Below are 15,853 nucleotides of genomic sequence, written 5' to 3' on the forward strand. Positions count from 1 at the left end.
TCAGGCCGTGGCGGACGGGCCGGTCCAGAAGCGGATCAGCGACTTGTGGCCGACGCCCTGATCGGCCAGCGACAGGGTCGGATCGGGCGTCCAGTCGGCGCCGTCCAACATCCAGCGGGCCTTGGACAGGTCGACCTCGGCCCATTCCGGATCCACCGCATAGAGAGACGGCAGGATCTCGCCGGTCAGGGCGGCGAAGGGCGTCTGCGGCGGCAGGGGCAGGGTGATCGCCGAGCAGAAGTTCAGATGCTCCTCCCAGTGGACATAGACCAGCTGGGCGCCGTTGAAGTTTTCGACCCGGTCGCGGACGGGGCCGGTGTAGCCGGGGTGCAGGCTTGCGGTGGCCATGGGCTGTCCTCCTTATTCCGCTGCGACCGGGACGACGGGGCGACGCCCTTCCATCCAGCGGTTCCACTGGGCCTCTTCAGGGGATCCGGCGTAGTCCATGTTATCGGCGCCCTGATTGATGTGATACCAGTCCAGCACCTCGGGCAGGGTCGCTCCGCCGCAGTTGCCCTGGAAGATCTGGTGCACCGGCAGCCAGGCCTGGGCGTACTTCTCCGGCTCGTGGTCGAAGATGTCCTTGCAGCCGTCCGAACAGGTGTGGAACTTGTCGCCGCCGTGCTCCGAGACGCGGAAGCTGATGGTGTTCGGATCGCCGACCTCGGTGAAGGCCATCGGGATCTGGCAGACCTGACACAGCTGGGGCAGGCCGTCGTTGTAGAAGCGCTTTCCTTCCTCAGCCTGCTCGCGCCACTTGCGATAGCGCGGCTCATAGTGCTGGGCGAAGGTGTCGGGATACTTCTCGCGCAGCCAGGCCATGTGGGCCTCGTCGATGTCCCAGGTGTGCATGCCGGCGGCGTGGGTGTAGTTGTAGAAGATGCCCCACGCCTGGTGCGTCATGTGGCCCTTTTCGGCCTTGGCGACGTCGGCGTATTTCGGCTCGCGGATGCCATAGCGGGCCAGGTCGGCGAACAGGGCGCCGCCCGCCTGCTCATAGTAGGTCTCCCACGCCTCGCCCCAGGACATGACCTTCTTGGGCAGCATGTAGTCCATCATCATGCCGACCAGCGACAGCAGGCGGTAGCCCCGCCAGAACCACTTGTCGATCCAGCCCTGGACGATCGGCACATTGGCCTCGTCCTGTTCCAGCAGGAAGCGGACGGCCTCGAGGCCCAGCGTCATGTGGCGGCTCTCGTCCGACTGGGCCGAGAAGCCGAACGTCACCGTCGCCATGTCGCCGTTATAGGCCGCGCCCGACATGAAGGGCACGAACAGCAGATTGGTCAGGACGTATTCGAAGGCGAAGCTGATCGCCGTCATGAACTCGAACGGCCCGGCGCTGGTCGCGTCGTCGAAGAAGGACTTGGGCACCGACAGATACCACAGGCGGTCGTGCATGTGGGTGAAGTCGTGGATGCCGTCGAAATACTTGTTGTAGTGGCTGATGGTGTGGATCTGCGTCTGGCAGTGACGCAGTTCGTCGATCGACTGCATCTGCGCCGCCACGCGCAGGCCCGCGCCCGGCAGGTGCCGCGCCAGGTGGGCGAAGTGGCGGTGCGCCTGATACTCCAGCGGCGTCACGCCCTGGATGAACAGCTTGACCGCGTTCAGATAGCGGGCGTCGGTGATGCCCAGCTGGCCGTTGTTCTGGGCCATGGAGTCGATGACGGCGTAGAGCTTGCGCTCCTTCTCCGCCTGGAACTTCCAATAGGCGTCCATGGTCAGCTTGAAGGGGTCTTCCCAGGCGTCCCAGTCGTGGATCTTGATCCCCTCGTATTTGGCGAAGGGGAAGATGTCGTCGGCCTTCTGATAGGTCGGATCCCAGTCCAGACCGCGCGTATAGGCGCCGTATTTCTGCTTCAGGCTCAGTTTGCGGGGGGGTGTCATGCCTACCTCCAGAAAATGGCGAAGACGCCGTCATCCTCGTCCACTGAACCGGACAGGGAGATGACGCTGAGATGGATTTCCTGCGGATCCCAGTCGCGGCCCAGACGCTCGGAGACGCTGTCGGCGCGGATCTCCAGACGGCCGGGGCAGTCGATCTTGGTCATGGCGGGGAAGGGGTTGCTGGTCGCTTCGGGGTTGTCGGCCAGGATGGCCTCGACGATGGCGAAGCCGTCCTGGGTGTTCTGAATGCTGATCGAAACAGGCTTGGTCATGCCGCCATCTCCCGCGCTTCCAAGGCGTTCAGACCGACCATCCGTTCGCGCAGGCGTGCGCCGACCGCATCGACGGTGGCGTCGCCTTCGGCGCCCAACACCATGGCGGCGAGGGGGCGGGCGGCTTCTTCGGCGCGGGCGGACCAGCGCTCGAACCATTCGCCCAAAACGATGCGGTTGGCCTCGGACTCTGCGGCGGCGGCCTTGATGACGGCGTCGGTCCAGCGGCTGTTGTCGGCGTACCAGTCGCCCAGGAAGCCGGTCATCATCGAGAAGGCGGCGCCGTTGTGCGCCGCGCCCGCACGGTCGAAGGCGCCCGTCGCCAGCGGATAGATGTAGCCGTCCAGCACGATCAGCTGGGCGACATAGAGCTCGAACCAGTCATGGACGACCAGCTGGTCTTCGGCCAGGCGGCGCAGGGGTTGCCAGACGTCGGCCTCCAGCCATTGGGTCTTGGCTTCCTTCAGGGCGCTTTCCGTGCCCTGACCCAGCAGCAGGCCGATGCGCGAGATGACCTGGGCGATGCCAAGGCGGTCGGCCCCGCAGAAGGCCGCCGCCGAGGTGATCTGCGTCCCATAGCCCCAGTCGGCGATCAGCTGGCAGTTCATGTTCGCCGCCCATTCCACATGGCGCAGCGGCAGCAGCCAGGCGGCGAACAGGTCGCGCCATTCCGGGGCGACATCGGCGATCAGGTCGCGCTTCTCGACGAAGTTCACGGCGTCGTCGAACGACTGCTGCATGGCCGCGCGGCTGATGTTGTAGGAGGCGTAGTAGAACTGGCGCGGATCGCGGAAGACGTACCAGTCGTTCATCACGATGCGGGTGCGGCGCGGGTCGTACAGTTCGAACTGCGGCGTATAGGTCGGCCGATAGTGGAAGTTGACCACCGGCTGCACGTCATAGGTCGCCTCTTCATAGCGCGAGGCGGGCTTGTCGACCCCGAAGCGCCGCGCGATGTGCGAGAAGGTATGACGCCGCGGCGTGATCGCCTCGGCCTGGATGTCGATGTTCATTGGGGCGCTCCAACAGGTTCGAGGGCGGCGCCGTCCTTGACGAGGCGCAGCACGGCGTGGCTGGCGGCGGGATCGGCGGCGGTCACCAGGCAGCCGTTTTCAAGGCAGAACTCCTTGAAGGCGGCGCGCGGCAGGACCAGTTCGACGCTCAGGTCGGGGTCGCCGTAGATGAAGTCGAACTCCACGATGCCGTTGTCCGTCACATGGCGGACGACGGTCTGGAGCTTGGGTCGGCTGCCCGGAACCGGGCAGGGTCGCGTGATCGGGCTGGGCGCCGCTGTCATGGTCGTTTCCTGGGTTGGGCCGCTTTGGCGCGGCTCGTTGCTTGTCCCTGAAACGAAGACTGTCGGAGGGTCTGATAATGGGCCAATACAAAAAGGGCAGAGTCTGATGCCTTTTGGTTATTGCCTTGCGGCCGGGCGTCAGGCTCTGATGTTGGAATGAAACGCTCGCCGATGCCGGAACCTCTGCCGCGCGCCGTCCTTTCGGGCGTCGATGTGCGGCGTTTGCGCTATTTTCTTGCCGTGGCCGAAGAACTGCACTTCGGCCGGGCGGCGGAGCGGCTTTACATCGCCCAGCCCGCCCTCAGCCGTCAGATCGCTAGCCTTGAGAACGCCATCGGCGCCCTGCTGTTCGACCGCAGCCGCAGCGTCATCCAGCTGACCCCGGCGGGCGAGGCCCTGCTGCCGCGCGCCCGCGATATTCAGGCGCGGGTGGCCGACGCCGTGCGCGTGGCGCGCCGCGCGGCCGAGGGGCTGGTCGGGGTGATCCAGGTGGGCTTCGTCGGCTCGGCGACCTTTTCCATCCTGCCGGGTGTCTTCAACGCCTATCGCGAACAGTATCCCGAGGTCGAACTGGTGCTGCACGCCATGAACACGGCCGAGCTGCGGGTGGCGCTGCGCGACCGCTCCATCGACGTGGCCTTCGCGCGGCCGGGCATTCAGGATCCCGATATCGTCAGCGAAGTGGTCCAGCGCGAGCCGCTGATCGTGGCCCTGCCCGACACCGACGTCCTGGCCGAACAGAGCCACATCGCCCTGGCCGATCTGGCGGTGCGGCCCTTCATCCTTTACCCGCGCCAGCCCCGGCCCAGCTTCGCCGACCATGTGCTGGACCTGTGCCGCGCCGAGGGCTTCACCCCCGAGATCGCTCAGGAGACGCTGGAGATTCAGACCGCTCTGTCACTGGTGTCGGTGGGGGCGGGGGTGTCGCTCGTGCCGGAATCGACCTCGGAGGCTCAATTGCACGGCGTCGCCTATCGCCCTCTGCTGGGCGAGGAGCGGGAGACGCAGCTGAGCCTGGCCTATCTGCGCGACAATCGGTCCTCGGTGCTGGGCGGCTTCTGCGCCCTGGTGCGCGAACGCACCCGCAGCCAGATCAGGCCGCGAGGAAGCTGAGCACGGCGTCGGCGAAGAGGTCGGGCTGTTCGACGTTCGACAGATGGGCGCCGTCCAGCACCTTCAGCTGGGCCTCGGAGATGGCCTTCACCAGGGCGGCGGCGTGTTCGGGCGGGGTGGCCGGATCCGCGGCGCCCGAGATGACCAGCGTCGGCGTCGTTATCAGTCCGCCCAGCTGTCTTAAGTCCATGTCGCGGATGGCGGCGCAGCACCCGGCGTAACCCTGCGGCGAGGTGGCCAGCAGCCCGGCCTCGATGACGGCGACCGGATCGGGCGCGCGGGCGGCGAAGTCCGGCGTGAACCAGCGCGCGACCGAGGCCGCCGCCAGCGGCGCCATCCCCTGCGACAGGGCGCTGGCGATGCGTGCATCCCAGGCTGAGGGCGGCCCCATGAAGGCTGAGGTGTTGGCGAGCACCAGCCGCTCCAGTCGTTCGGGCGCGCGCACGCCCATCCACTGACCGACCATGCCGCCCAGCGACAGGCCGCAGAAGGCGACGCGCTCTAGGCCAAGCGCGTCCAGCAGCTCCACCACGTCGCGGCCCAGCCGGTCGAGACCGTAGGCGCCTGCAGGCGCGTCCGAGGCGCCGTGCCCCCGGCTGTCATAGCGCAGCACCCGGAACCGGGCGGCGAAGGCGGCCATCTGGGCGTCCCACATCTCCATCCGCGTGCCCAGAGAGTTGGACAGCAGCAGCACGGGCGCGTCTTCAGGGCCGTCGAAGCGATAGGCCAGACGGCAGCCGTCGCCGAGCGTGACGTATTGCTCGCTCATACCCGCTCCACGATCATGCCGATGCCCTGACCGACGCCGATGCACATGGTGCACAGGGCGTAGCGGCCGCCGGTGCGGTGAAGCTGCTCCACCGCCGTCATGACGATGCGGGCGCCCGACATGCCCAAGGGATGGCCCAGGGCGATGGCGCCGCCGTTGGGGTTCAGGCGCGGATCGCGCGGATCGACCTCAAGCTCCTGCAACACGGCCAAGGCTTGCGCGGCGAAGGCCTCGTTCAGCTCGACGACGTCCATGTCGGCCATGCTCAGGCCGGTGCGGGCGAACAGTTTGCGCGTCGTCTCGACCGGGCCGACGCCCATGATGCGCGGCGCCACGCCCGAGGCCGCCATGGCGACGACGCGGGCGCGCGGCGTCAGGCCGTGGACGCGGGCGGCGGCCTCGGAGGCGACGATCATCGCCGCCGCGCCGTCATTGAGGCCCGAGGCGTTGCCCGCCGTCACTGTCCCGTCCGGCCGCACGACCGGTTTCAGCTTGGCGAGGGCGTTCAGCGAGGTGGCGCGCGGATGCTCGTCCACGGTGAAGACGACGGGGTCGCCGCGTCGCTGGGGTACGGAGACGGGCGTGATCTCGGCGTCGAACCGGCCCGAGGCCAGGGCGGAGGCGGCCTTGGTCTGGCTGTCCAGGGCGAAGGCGTCCTGCGCCTCACGACTGACGCCCCATTGTTCGGCGACGTTCTCGGCCGTTTGGGGCATCGTATCCACGCCATAGGCGGCGCGCAGGGCCGGGTTGATGAAGCGCCAGCCCATGGTCGTGTCTTCGATCATCTGGGCGCGGTCGAAGGCGGTCGCGGCCTTGCCCATGACATAGGGGGCGCGGGTCATGCTTTCGGCGCCGCCGGCGATCATCAGCTCGGCCCCGCCCGCGCGGATGGCCTGCGCCGCCAGCCCCACGGCGTTGAGGCCCGAGCCGCACAGACGGTTGATCGTCGATCCCGGCACGGTCTCGGGCAGGCCCGCCAGCAGCACGGCCATGCGCGCGACGTTGCGGTTGTCCTCGCCCGACTGATTGGCGCAGCCCAGGATGACGTCCTCGACGGCGCTCCAGTCCAGCGCAGGATTGCGTTCGGCCAGCGCCCGCAGCGGGATCGCCGCCAGATCGTCGGCGCGCACCGCCGACAGTCCGCCGTTCAGCCGTCCGACCGGGGTGCGGACGGCGTCGCAGATGAAGGCTTGCGTGAGGGCGCTCATGCCGCCGCCGCCACTGCGATGGCCAGCGGGGCGCCGGTCTTGGCCGTGATCTCCTCGACCGTGACGCCGGGGGCGGTCTCGATCAGCGTCAGGCCGCCCTGTTTGCGGTCGACGGCGATGACGCCCAGATCGGTGATGATCAGATCCACGACCTTCCGCCCGGTCAGGGGCAGGGCGCATTGCTCCAGAATCTTGGGCGAGCCGTCCTTGGCGACGTGATCCATCACGACGACGATGCGCTTGACCCCGGCGACCAGATCCATGGCGCCGCCCATGCCCTTCACCATCTTGCCGGGGATGGTCCAGTTGGCGAGATCGCCGTTGGCGGCGACCTCCATCGCCCCCAGCACGGCCATGTCGATGTGGCCGCCGCGGATCATGGCGAAGCTGTCGGCCGAGGAAAAGAAGCTGGAGGTCGGCAGCACCGTCACCGTCTGCTTGCCGGCATTGATCAGGTCGGGGTCCGCCTCGCCCTCATAGGGAAAGGGACCGATGCCGAGCAGACCGTTCTCGCTTTGCAGCGTGACGCGGACGCCTTCGGGCACATGGTTGGCCACCAGCGTCGGTATGCCGATGCCCAGATTCACATAGTAGCCGTCGCGCAGTTCCTGTCCGGCGCGTGCCGCCATCTCGTCGCGGGTCCAGCTCATGACAAGGCCTCCTCGCGCGGACGGGTCGTCAGCTTCTCGATGCGCTTTTCATTGATGGTCGAGAGGACGATGCGGTCGACATAGATGCCCGGCGTGTGGATGGCGTCGGGATCGAGGGCGCCTTCGGGGACGATCTCCTCGACCTCGACTACGGTGGTCTTTCCGGCCGTCGCCATGTTCGGATTGAAGTTGCGCGCCGTCTTGCGGAACATCAGGTTCCCGGCCGGATCGGCCCGCCAGGCCTTGATGATCGACAGGTCGGCGCGCAGCCAGGTCTCGCGCACATAGTCTTCGCCCTCGAAGATCTCGACGGGCTTGCCCTCGGCGACGACGGTGCCGACGCCGGTCTTGGTATAGAAGGCGGGGATGCCTGCGCCCCCCGCCCGGATGCGTTCGGCCAGGGTGCCCTGCGGGTTCAGTTCCAGCTCCAGTTCGCCCGAGAGATACTGCTGCTCGAACAGCTTGTTCTCGCCGACGTAGCTGGAGATCATCTTCTTCACCTGACGGCTCTCCAGCAGCATCCACAGGCCGAAGCCGTCGGCGCCTGCATTGTTGGAGATGACGGTCAGCCCGCCGACCCCGGAAGCCCTGATCTCGGGGATCAGGCTCTCAGGGTTGCCCGAGAGCCCGAAGCCGCCGGACATGATGGTCATGCCGTCGAACAACAGGCCCTCGAGCGCGGCGCGGGGAGAAGCGAAAATCTTGGACACGAACCGCAGGTCTTTCGATCAGGCCGCCGCGCGGGCGCGGCCGGACAGGTGCTCGTCCGCCTTGTCAGCGGCGCGCTGCAGGGTGAAGTCGAAGGCGACATAGGCGCTGTCGCCCTGACGCTGCGGCACCGGCAGCAGGCCGTCGCGCGTGGCGAAGGCGAAGTCGTCGGCCGCGAACGGATCGTCGCCGAAGTTGATCTGGGTCGTCAGCGAACGATAACCGGGCGCCTCGACGAAGAAGTGGACGTGGGCCGGGCGGTTGCCGTGGCGGCCGATGGCCTTCAGCATCCGGTCGGTCGCGCCGTTCGGCGGCACCGAATAGCCGCTGGGGATCTTGGAGCTGAAGTAGTAGCGGCCGTCCGCGCCGACCTTGATGCGGCGGCGGTTGTTGAACGGGGTCTGCTCGCCGGTCGGGTCGAAGTGGGAATAGAAGCCCTTCGAATTGGCGTGCCAGACGTGAAGGATGGCGTCGGCCGGGGCCTCGCCGTCGGGACCGACGATGTTGCCGGTCATATAGAGGGTCTCGGTGTCGTCGGCGTCGTCCGTCAGGTTGACGTTCTCGCCTTCGACCAGCGGCGCGCCCTCGACATAGAGGGGGCCTTCGATGGTGCGCGGGGTGCCGCCGGTGCGGCCCGCCTCGGCGTCCTTGGCGTCGAGGAAAAGGTCCATGAAGTGCTCAAGACCCGTGCCCGGCACGATCAGGCCGAACTCCTGGGCGCCGTCCTGGAAGAATTTGATCGCGCCCCAGAACTCGTCCTCGCTGACGTCATGCTTGGCGATGACGCGCATCAGGGCCTCGATCACGTCGCGGGTGATGGATTTCAATCGGGGATCGCCGCCCTCGACGGTCATGCCGCTGGCGCGGTCGAGAAGCTGTTGAACCTCGGGCGTGGCGACGAAATCTTCGGTCATGTCTTCTTCCTCTCCAATAGTGTTGGCCCTTGTGGGCTCTTAGCGATCGTCCTCGTGGATCGATGACGGATGGCGGCACAGGGCGGTGACCTGGACGTCCATGTAGGGAAACAGCGGCAGGGTGCTGAGAAGGTCATGCAGCGTCTGGGCGTCGGCGACGTCGAAGACGCTGACGTTGCTGTATCGCCCCGCGACGCGCCACAGGTGGCGCCAGATTCCCTGACGCTGCAGATCCTGGGCGCGGGCCTTTTCCTCGGCCTTCAGCCGGTCGATCTTCGCCGGGTCGGCGTCGTGCGGAATGCGCACATCCATGGTCACATGAAACAGCATCGTCTTACCCCGCAACCAGTTTGGGCGTGATGACCGAGGTCCGGGAATCTCGATCGCGGCGGAGCGCCGCAATGGCGTCCTCGTTCAACTGAACGCCCAGACCCGGCCCGCTGGGCACGCTCAGGCAGCCGTCGGCGTAGTGCAGCGGCTCGACCAGCAGTTCCTCGGTCAGCAGCAGGGGGCCGAACAGTTCGGTGCCGAACTCGATCTCGGGCAGGGTGGCGAACAACTGGGCCGAGGCGATGGTGCCGACCGGCCCTTCCAGCATGGTGCCGCCGTAAAGGGCGACGCCCGCAGACTGGGCGACGCCCGCCAGACGCTTGGCTTCGGTCAGGCCGCCGGCCTGGGCGATCTTCAGGGCGAAGACGTCGGCCGCCTGACCGCAGGCCAGGGCGTAGCCGCTCTCGGGACCGTGCAGGGCTTCGTCGGCCATGATGGGGATCAGGCCCATCGCCGTCAGCCGCGCCATGCCCGCCGTCGCATGGGCGCGGATCGGCTGCTCGACCAGATCGACGCCCGCCTCGGCCAGCAGGGGCAGGGCGCGTTTGGCGGCGGCCTCGCTCCAGGCCTGATTGACGTCGACGCGGATGCTGGCGCGGGCGCCCAGGGCGCGCTTGATCGCCGCGACGTGGGCCACGTCGTCCTGCACCGGGCGCTTGCCGATCTTCAGCTTGAAGGCGGCGTGGCGGCCCGACGCGATCATGGCTTCGGCCTCGGCGATGTCCTGGGCGGTGTCGCCGCTGGCCAGGGTCCACAGCACCGGCAGGCGGTCGCGGATGCGCCCGCCCAGCAGCTCGCTGACCGGCACGCCCAGGCGCTTGCCCTGAATGTCCAGCAGGGCGGTCTCGACGGCGTTCTTGGCGAAACGGTTGTCGATGATCGAGCGGCGCAGGCTATCCATGATGACGGCCGGGCGCGTGGAGTCGGCGCCGATCAGCAGCGGCGTGAAATAGGCGTCGATCGCCAGCTTGATCCCTTCGGGGCTTTCGCCGCCGTAGGTCAGGCCGCCGATGGTGGTGCCTTCGCCGACGCCCTCGACGCCGTCGGCGCAGCGCAGGCGCACCAGGACCACGGTCTGCGACTGCATGGTGGCGACCGACAGGACGTGCGGCCGGATGGTCGGCACGTCGAGGACGATCGTCTCCACCCGTTCAATCGCTGATGCCTGCACCCTGTCGTCTCCGCGTTCTCTGTTGAGACCGACCTTAGGAGGCGTGCGTCATGACCCAAAATGCCGATTTGTTCAGAATTGATGCTGAAAAGGCATCAAGCGACGCGGCTCTGCGTCCCGAGCAATCATCTGTCGAGCGATGTTCCGCCAAACTTCTGTCGCTGAAACTTGGCCAGACCGCCGTGGAAATGTGCGCGGATCATCATGGAGCCGCCCTAGTTTTCAGCGTCATCGCAGACGGGGCTGACGGGCATGAAGTTCGCTATTTCACCACGGGCGATCGCGCCTCTGACGATTGCGGGTTTGGCGCTGGCGACGGCGGTTCTGATTGCAGTCGTCCCCGGCCAGGCGCAGGCCGCCGAGGCGCTCCAGGCCGCGCACCGCCTGCTGTGACGCTGGCCGGAACGGCTGGGGCCTAAGGTCGTTCTGCCAGATGTCGCCTGCTGAGATCGCTGACCCGGAGCTTGATCCGGCGAGATCGGCTGCGCCGTCATGGGCGCTTTACCGACCCGTCAGAGCAGTTGTCTTTTCAGCGACAGGGACGGTTGCAATTTCACGCCTCTGGTCCATCTCATAAGCCAAGCTCGGCTGTGGGTGACGCGGCGGGCGGCAGAGGAGACAGGCGATGACCCAACAGAAATCAGGCTCCACGACGGGCGCAGGCGCTCCGGCGGTCAGTGATCGGAACTCGCTTACCGTCGGGCCGAACGGGCCCGTGGTGCTGCACGACGTGCACTTCCTGGAGCAGATGGCGCACTTCAACCGCGAGAAGGTTCCCGAGCGCCAGCCCCATGCCAAGGGCTCGGGCGCGTTCGGCGTGTTCGAAACCACGCACGACGTCTCGGCCTATACGAAGGCCTCGCTGTTCCAGCCCGGCGCGAAGACCGAAATGCTGGCGCGCTTCTCGACCGTGGCGGGCGAGCAAGGCAGCCCCGACACCTGGCGCGACGTGCGCGGCTTCTCGCTGAAATTCTATACGGACGAGGGCAACTACGATCTGGTCGGCAACAACACCCCGGTCTTCTTCGTGCGCGATCCGATGAAGTTCCCCCACTTCATCCGCAGCCAGAAGCGCCTGCCCGACTCCGGGCTGCGCGACAACCACATGCAGTGGGACTTCTGGACCAACAATCCCGAGTCGGCGCACCAGGTGACCTATCTGATGGGCGTGCGGGGCCTGCCGCGCACTTGGCGTCAGATGAACGGCTACGGCTCGCATACCTATATGTGGATCAACGCCGCGGGCGAGAAATTCTGGGTCAAGTACCACTTCCATACCCGCCAGGGCATGGCCTTCTTCTCCAACGCCGAGGCCGCCGCCATGTCGGGCGCCGACGCCGACTTCCACCGCCGCGACCTGTTCGACGCCATCGCGCGCGGCGAGCATCCGGTCTGGGATCTGTCGGTTCAGGTCATGCCCTACGCCGAGGCGGCGACCTATCGGTTCAACCCCTTCGACCTGACCAAGACCTGGTCGCACAAGGACTATCCGCTGATCCCGGTCGGCGTGATGACGCTGAACCGAAATCCGGAGAACTTCTTCGCCCAGATCGAACAGGCGGCCTTCTCGCCCGGCAACACCGTGCCCGGCATCGGCCTGTCGCCGGACAAGATGCTGCTGGGCCGGGCCTTCGCCTATAACGACGCCCAGCGGAACCGCATCGGGACCAACTTCCACCAGCTGCCGGTGAACCAGCCCAAGGTTCCGGTGAACACCTATATGTTCGACGGGCATATGGCCTATCACCACTCGGGCGCCCAGCCGGTCTATGCGCCCAACAGCGGCGGCCGCACCTGGTCGGACGAGACCGGCCCGGTTCATGACGGCTGGGAGGCCGACGGCGAACTGGTCCGTAGCGCCTATACGCTGCACGCCGAGGACGACGACTTCACCCAGCCGGGTATTCTGGTGCGCGAGGTGTTCAACGACGACCAGCGCGCCCAGTTGGTCGATCAGGTGGCGGGCAGCCTGCTGGGCGGCGTGCGTTCCCCGGTGCTGGAGCGCGCTTTCGACTATTGGAAGAGCATCGACCCGGACGTGGGCGGCCGTATCGAGGCGGCGGTGCGGGCGGGCGGCGCCCCGCGCCCGGCCGAGGGCATGGGCGAAGGCTGACGCCTGACATCCAAGGCCTGAATTGAAGCGCCCCCCGTTCCCTTGCCGGAGCGGGGGGCGTTTTGCGTCAGCGGGCGGTCGCCTCGATCAGGACGCGGGCCTGGGCGACGGCCGCCTCGGTGGTCAGTTCGCCGGCCTGGACCTGATCGGCCAGCTTCATCAGGGGCGGGGCGGTGATGGCGCCGGTCTCGGCTTCCTCTGCGACGCGGACGCCGCCGTCGCGGGCGATGATTGCGTCCCAGGCGTCGCGCACGGCCGCCCAGTAACTCTTCGTCGCCGCCCAGTAGTCGTCGCCCGCCTTGGGCGAGAAGGCGGTGGAGGCGTCATAGCTGTTGATGACGTCTTCCTGGACGATGGCGACCGGCTCGCCGCCGCCCTTGCCCGACAGCTTCATATTGTCCTGGATGTGGACCCAGCCGTCGTGTTTCAGGATGTGGCGGTTGACGCCCAGATAGCGGTCGTAGACCGGGTTGCGCACCGCGTCGCGGCGGGCCAGCGGCCGCCAGGTCGGGCCGGAGGTCCAGGCGCTTAAGCCGTTCTCATAGGTCCAGCGGCCGACGCCGCCGTAGCGTGGGGAATCGTCCGTCTGCCACACCGTCTGGGACCAGGCACCCTGACGTTCGGCGGCGGGGACGGGCGTGGTGCGCCAGCTGTTGTCGCCGACATAGGTCAGGACGGTTTGCGGCTGATAGGCCCAGTCCTGACGCCAGTGTTTGACGACCACGCTCTGGCCCCCGTGCTCCATCACCAGGATGTGCTGCAGGCTGATGCGGTCGCCGTTGTCGTAGACGACGCGGACGATTTCGGTCCCGCCGGAGAGCTGTTCCTCCAGCGGGTCGTAGTCGGCGCTGAAGCTGACGTTTTCGCGCATGTCGAAATGGACGCGGAACGCGCCGGCCTGGGCCAGGATCGACTGGCGGTCGCGCTCGAACTGAGGGCTGCGGGCGGGCGGGGCGGTCTGGGTTGCTTGGGCGGCGGCGGCAGTCGCCAGGGCGGCGGGCGCCGCCCCGGTCAATAGGGCGGCGGCGATCAGAATGGCGCGCATGGAAGGCTCCTTGGCGGCGGGTGATTTCAAGTCCGTCACAGGCGCACGCTCAGCGAAACGCCGACGTTGCGGCCCGGCTGGGTGAAGGCGTCCAGGGTTCCGGGGCTGGCGCCGACGGCGGAGCGGTTCAGGCCGCGCACATCGCTCCACCAGGCGTATTTCTCGTCGAAGACGTTGAAGACGCCGGCGCGCAGGGTGGCCCGCTCGGCCACGTTCCAATAGGCGGTGACATCCAGCAGGGTGAAGCGCTCGCCCGGCCAGCATAGGCCGCCGCCGCACTCGTGGTTCGACTTCTTGTCCGACCAGGTGACGGTGGCGCTCCCGCCCCAGACGCCCGAGGGCGCGGCGTAGTTCAGGCCGCCGACCAGCTTGATCGGGTCGACGCTCGTCAGAGCGCCGCGTTCGCCCTCCGTCTCCTGTTCCCCGTCGGCGAAGGAGGCGGCGACGATGGTCGAGAAGCCGTTGTCCCAATGAATGTCGCCGCGCGCTTCCAGACCCCAGATCTTCACCGTGGTCAGGTTGACGTACTGATAGATCAGCGGGTCGACGCCGGGACGGCCCGTGCCGCGCACCACCACCTGGTTGATGAAGTCGTCGTATTCCGTGCGGAAGGCCGTGGTCTGCAGCGACAGGCTCCCGCCGAAGAGGCTCAGGTTGCGGAAGCGGAAGCCGCCCTCGATGCTCTCGCTGGTCTCGGGCTTCAGGTCCGGGTTGGGGATGGACTCATAGCCGAACACCGGGTTGGCGAAGAAGTTGTTCACCTGCATCGGCGAGGGCGCCTTGAAGCCCTGGGCGTAGTTGGCGAAGACGCCGAAGTGATCGTCGGCCCAGTAGATGGCGCCGATCTTGGGCGACAGGCGGCTGTCGCTCTGCTTCTCGGCGGCGGCGGGGAAGAGGGCGTCCTTCTTGGGCGTCAGCTCATACCAGTCGTAGCGAAGGGCCGGGATGATGCTGAGGCGGCCGCCCAGCAGGTCGATCTCGTCTTGAATGAACAGGCCCGCCAGGTCGAACTCGGTCTTGGGGAAGGGGCGAGCGGGGAAGGGCTCGCCCATCGGCGGGACCGTACCGTCGCGGACGCCTTCCTGGCTCGTGCGCGACCAGTCGGCGCCGAAGGTGATCCGGTGACGGACGGTCTCTCCGCCGAAGCTCTTGGACCCCTGCGCCGCCAGGCCCCAGACGGCGTTGTCGAAGGTCACGTCACGGGTGCGGTCGACCGCAGGCGTGCGGTCTTCATAGGTGAACTGGCGCGTGGTCGAATCCTGCCAGAAGGCGGCCACAGAACCGGAATCGAGACCCAGAACGTCATCGAAACGCCAGTCGAGGCTGACGCGATCACGCTGGGTCTCGTCATGAGCGGTCAGGCCGACGACAGTGGCCGAGTAGCTGCTCAGCGCCTCGCCATCCATCTCCTGATCGAAGTGGTCGTAGGTCAGGCGCAGGGTGTGATGATCGTTCACGTCCCAGACCAGCTTGGCCAGCACGGCGTTGGAGGCGAAATCCTGCGGGTTGGGCTGGGTGCGGGCCGCGCCGACGCCGCCCGTCTCGGCCATGTTCTCGGTCTCTTGAGCGTCACGACGGGTGTAGGCCAGCAGGCCCGAGAAGGCGCCGCTGCGCCCGGCCAGGGCCAGGCCCTCGGTCCAGCCCTCGTCGGCCGAGTTGTAGCCGACGCGCGCGCGGGCGCCGAAGTTGCGGCCCGTCTCGATGAAGTCGGACGGGTCTTTCGAGGTGAAGCTGACGGCCCCGGCGATGCCGTCCGACCCATAGAGGGCTGAGGCCGGACCGCGCAGGATCTCGACCGACTTGACCAGATCCAGGTCGTTGTAGCCGCCGCGACCGACCGACTGGGCGCCGAAGGCGAAGCCGTCCGGCACGCGCACGCCGTCCTGAACGATCAGCACGCGGTTGCCGCCCATGCCGCGGATGGTGAAGCCGGAATTGCCGTCGCGCCCGGCGCCCGAGAGGGCGGCCGAAAAACGGGCGGGGCTGGTCGGGACGCTGACGCCCGGCTCGAACCGGATCAGATCCTTGATGTCGGTGACGAGGTTGGTCTCGATCGCCTCGGCGGTGATGACGCTGACGCTGGCGGGCACCTCATCGACGCGGCGCTCGGTGCGGGTGCCGACGACGGTGACCGGCGCCACGCGCACGGGCTCGTTCAGATCGATCGCATGGTCCTCGACGGCGGGCGCGGCGATGGCGGGAGCGGCGGCGGCGAGGGCGGTCAGCCCGACGGAAATCATGAGTAGCGAGCGCATCGGCGAAACCCCGGTTGAAACTGGGCTCGCTTTAGTGCGAACGATTATCAGAATCAATCTTAGTCTTTTTGCGTCCTAATCGCTCCTGCTACGGTCACAATCGCGCCAACTCGTCGCT

General features: G+C 67.3%; 17 protein-coding genes. 3 read left to right on the plus strand and 14 right to left on the minus strand.

From position 1 onward, the window contains the following. Genes BJP32_RS12645 through BJP32_RS17185 form a run of 5 tightly spaced genes read right to left on the minus strand, consistent with a single transcriptional unit; the run spans nucleotide 1 to nucleotide 3,459 of the window. Nucleotides 1-348, minus strand: coding sequence for a phenol hydroxylase subunit P4 (locus BJP32_RS12645; RefSeq protein ID WP_003164238.1), 348 nt, complete (start codon nucleotides 346-348; stop codon nucleotides 1-3). Between the two features lie 12 nt (nucleotides 349-360). Next, nucleotides 361-1,890 (minus strand): aromatic/alkene/methane monooxygenase hydroxylase/oxygenase subunit alpha, encoded by a 1,530-nt coding sequence (locus BJP32_RS12650; RefSeq protein WP_046654376.1) that lies wholly within the window; start codon nucleotides 1,888-1,890, stop codon nucleotides 361-363. Nucleotides 1,891-1,892: 2 nt separating this feature from the next. Further along, on the minus strand, nucleotides 1,893-2,162 hold the full coding sequence (locus BJP32_RS12655) for an MmoB/DmpM family protein (protein ID WP_046654377.1): 270 nt from the start codon (nucleotides 2,160-2,162) through the stop codon (nucleotides 1,893-1,895). After that, on the minus strand, nucleotides 2,159-3,175 hold the full coding sequence (locus tag BJP32_RS12660) for a phenol hydroxylase (RefSeq protein ID WP_046654378.1): 1,017 nt from the start codon (nucleotides 3,173-3,175) through the stop codon (nucleotides 2,159-2,161). The genes BJP32_RS12655 and BJP32_RS12660 overlap by 4 nt, the downstream gene beginning before the upstream one ends. Continuing rightward, nucleotides 3,172-3,459 carry a phenol hydroxylase subunit gene (locus tag BJP32_RS17185; protein ID WP_050796590.1) on the minus strand — a complete coding sequence of 96 codons (288 nt, stop codon included), beginning with the start codon at nucleotides 3,457-3,459 and terminating at the stop codon, nucleotides 3,172-3,174. The genes BJP32_RS12660 and BJP32_RS17185 overlap by 4 nt, the downstream gene beginning before the upstream one ends. A gap of 156 nt (nucleotides 3,460-3,615) precedes the next feature. Between BJP32_RS17185 and BJP32_RS12670 the strand changes: the two genes are divergently transcribed. Then, complete coding sequence (locus BJP32_RS12670; protein WP_003164233.1) at nucleotides 3,616-4,572, plus strand: LysR family transcriptional regulator; 957 nt, start codon at nucleotides 3,616-3,618, stop codon at nucleotides 4,570-4,572. Here the strand turns inward: BJP32_RS12670 and pcaD are convergent. From pcaD to BJP32_RS12705, 7 genes are read right to left on the minus strand one after another with little or no spacing between them, the layout of a single operon-like run. Continuing rightward, on the minus strand, nucleotides 4,553-5,341 hold the full coding sequence (gene pcaD, locus BJP32_RS12675) for a 3-oxoadipate enol-lactonase (protein WP_046654379.1): 789 nt from the start codon (nucleotides 5,339-5,341) through the stop codon (nucleotides 4,553-4,555). The two genes, BJP32_RS12670 and pcaD, sit on opposite strands and share 20 nt — an antisense overlap. Next, complete coding sequence (gene pcaF / locus BJP32_RS12680) at nucleotides 5,338-6,549, minus strand: 3-oxoadipyl-CoA thiolase (protein WP_046654380.1); 1,212 nt, start codon at nucleotides 6,547-6,549, stop codon at nucleotides 5,338-5,340. The genes pcaD and pcaF overlap by 4 nt, the downstream gene beginning before the upstream one ends. Beyond that, nucleotides 6,546-7,199 (minus strand): 3-oxoacid CoA-transferase subunit B, encoded by a 654-nt coding sequence (locus BJP32_RS12685; RefSeq protein ID WP_046654381.1) that lies wholly within the window; start codon nucleotides 7,197-7,199, stop codon nucleotides 6,546-6,548. Before BJP32_RS12685 ends, pcaF begins: the two co-directional genes overlap by 4 nt. After that, nucleotides 7,196-7,918, minus strand: a complete 723-nt coding sequence (locus BJP32_RS12690; protein ID WP_198935296.1) for a CoA transferase subunit A — start codon at nucleotides 7,916-7,918, stop codon at nucleotides 7,196-7,198. The genes BJP32_RS12685 and BJP32_RS12690 overlap by 4 nt, the downstream gene beginning before the upstream one ends. A 9-nt stretch (nucleotides 7,919-7,927) precedes the next feature. Next, nucleotides 7,928-8,821, minus strand: coding sequence for a dioxygenase (locus tag BJP32_RS12695; RefSeq protein WP_003164226.1), 894 nt, complete (start codon nucleotides 8,819-8,821; stop codon nucleotides 7,928-7,930). Between the two features lie 39 nt (nucleotides 8,822-8,860). Further along, nucleotides 8,861-9,151, minus strand: a complete 291-nt coding sequence (gene catC / locus BJP32_RS12700) for a muconolactone Delta-isomerase (protein WP_046654385.1) — start codon at nucleotides 9,149-9,151, stop codon at nucleotides 8,861-8,863. Between the two features lie 4 nt (nucleotides 9,152-9,155). Then, nucleotides 9,156-10,322, minus strand: coding sequence for a muconate/chloromuconate family cycloisomerase (locus BJP32_RS12705; RefSeq protein WP_198935295.1), 1,167 nt, complete (start codon nucleotides 10,320-10,322; stop codon nucleotides 9,156-9,158). A gap of 252 nt (nucleotides 10,323-10,574) precedes the next feature. Here BJP32_RS12705 and BJP32_RS17360 point away from each other — a divergent pair, with 252 nt between their 5' ends. Together BJP32_RS17360 and BJP32_RS12710 are read left to right on the plus strand one after the other, a co-directional pair. Beyond that, nucleotides 10,575-10,715 (plus strand): hypothetical protein, encoded by a 141-nt coding sequence (locus BJP32_RS17360; protein WP_003164223.1) that lies wholly within the window; start codon nucleotides 10,575-10,577, stop codon nucleotides 10,713-10,715. 232 nt (nucleotides 10,716-10,947) lie between these two features. After that, entirely contained in the window at nucleotides 10,948-12,435 is a 1,488-nt protein-coding gene (locus BJP32_RS12710; protein WP_046654388.1) for a catalase, read from the plus strand. 67 nt (nucleotides 12,436-12,502) lie between these two features. On the opposite strand, the gene BJP32_RS12715 is transcribed toward BJP32_RS12710, so the two are convergent. Next, nucleotides 12,503-13,480, minus strand: coding sequence for a DUF6607 family protein (locus BJP32_RS12715; RefSeq protein ID WP_046654390.1), 978 nt, complete (start codon nucleotides 13,478-13,480; stop codon nucleotides 12,503-12,505). A gap of 35 nt (nucleotides 13,481-13,515) precedes the next feature. Next, complete coding sequence (locus tag BJP32_RS12720; RefSeq protein WP_095046133.1) at nucleotides 13,516-15,735, minus strand: TonB-dependent hemoglobin/transferrin/lactoferrin family receptor; 2,220 nt, start codon at nucleotides 15,733-15,735, stop codon at nucleotides 13,516-13,518. Nucleotides 15,736-15,853 lie beyond the last annotated feature (118 nt).

This window comes from Brevundimonas sp. ZS04, assembly GCF_001956865.1.
Taxonomy (GTDB): domain Bacteria; phylum Pseudomonadota; class Alphaproteobacteria; order Caulobacterales; family Caulobacteraceae; genus Brevundimonas; species Brevundimonas diminuta.

Coding starts and splice junctions, on each gene's coding strand:
- BJP32_RS12715 (WP_046654390.1), bottom strand. CDS start 13,480: ATGCGCGCCATTCTGATCGCCGCCGCCCTATTGACCGGGGCGGCGCCC.
- BJP32_RS12660 (WP_046654378.1), bottom strand. CDS start 3,175: ATGAACATCGACATCCAGGCCGAGGCGATCACGCCGCGGCGTCATACC.
- BJP32_RS12720 (WP_095046133.1), bottom strand. CDS start 15,735: ATGCGCTCGCTACTCATGATTTCCGTCGGGCTGACCGCCCTCGCCGCC.
- BJP32_RS12650 (WP_046654376.1), bottom strand. CDS start 1,890: ATGACACCCCCCCGCAAACTGAGCCTGAAGCAGAAATACGGCGCCTAT.
- BJP32_RS12695 (WP_003164226.1), bottom strand. CDS start 8,821: ATGACCGAAGATTTCGTCGCCACGCCCGAGGTTCAACAGCTTCTCGAC.
- BJP32_RS17360 (WP_003164223.1), top strand. CDS start 10,575: ATGAAGTTCGCTATTTCACCACGGGCGATCGCGCCTCTGACGATTGCG.
- pcaF (WP_046654380.1), bottom strand. CDS start 6,549: ATGAGCGCCCTCACGCAAGCCTTCATCTGCGACGCCGTCCGCACCCCG.
- catC (WP_046654385.1), bottom strand. CDS start 9,151: ATGCTGTTTCATGTGACCATGGATGTGCGCATTCCGCACGACGCCGAC.
- BJP32_RS12645 (WP_003164238.1), bottom strand. CDS start 348: ATGGCCACCGCAAGCCTGCACCCCGGCTACACCGGCCCCGTCCGCGAC.
- BJP32_RS12655 (WP_046654377.1), bottom strand. CDS start 2,162: ATGACCAAGCCTGTTTCGATCAGCATTCAGAACACCCAGGACGGCTTC.
- BJP32_RS12685 (WP_046654381.1), bottom strand. CDS start 7,199: ATGAGCTGGACCCGCGACGAGATGGCGGCACGCGCCGGACAGGAACTG.
- BJP32_RS12710 (WP_046654388.1), top strand. CDS start 10,948: ATGACCCAACAGAAATCAGGCTCCACGACGGGCGCAGGCGCTCCGGCG.
- BJP32_RS12670 (WP_003164233.1), top strand. CDS start 3,616: ATGAAACGCTCGCCGATGCCGGAACCTCTGCCGCGCGCCGTCCTTTCG.
- pcaD (WP_046654379.1), bottom strand. CDS start 5,341: ATGAGCGAGCAATACGTCACGCTCGGCGACGGCTGCCGTCTGGCCTAT.
- BJP32_RS17185 (WP_050796590.1), bottom strand. CDS start 3,459: ATGACAGCGGCGCCCAGCCCGATCACGCGACCCTGCCCGGTTCCGGGC.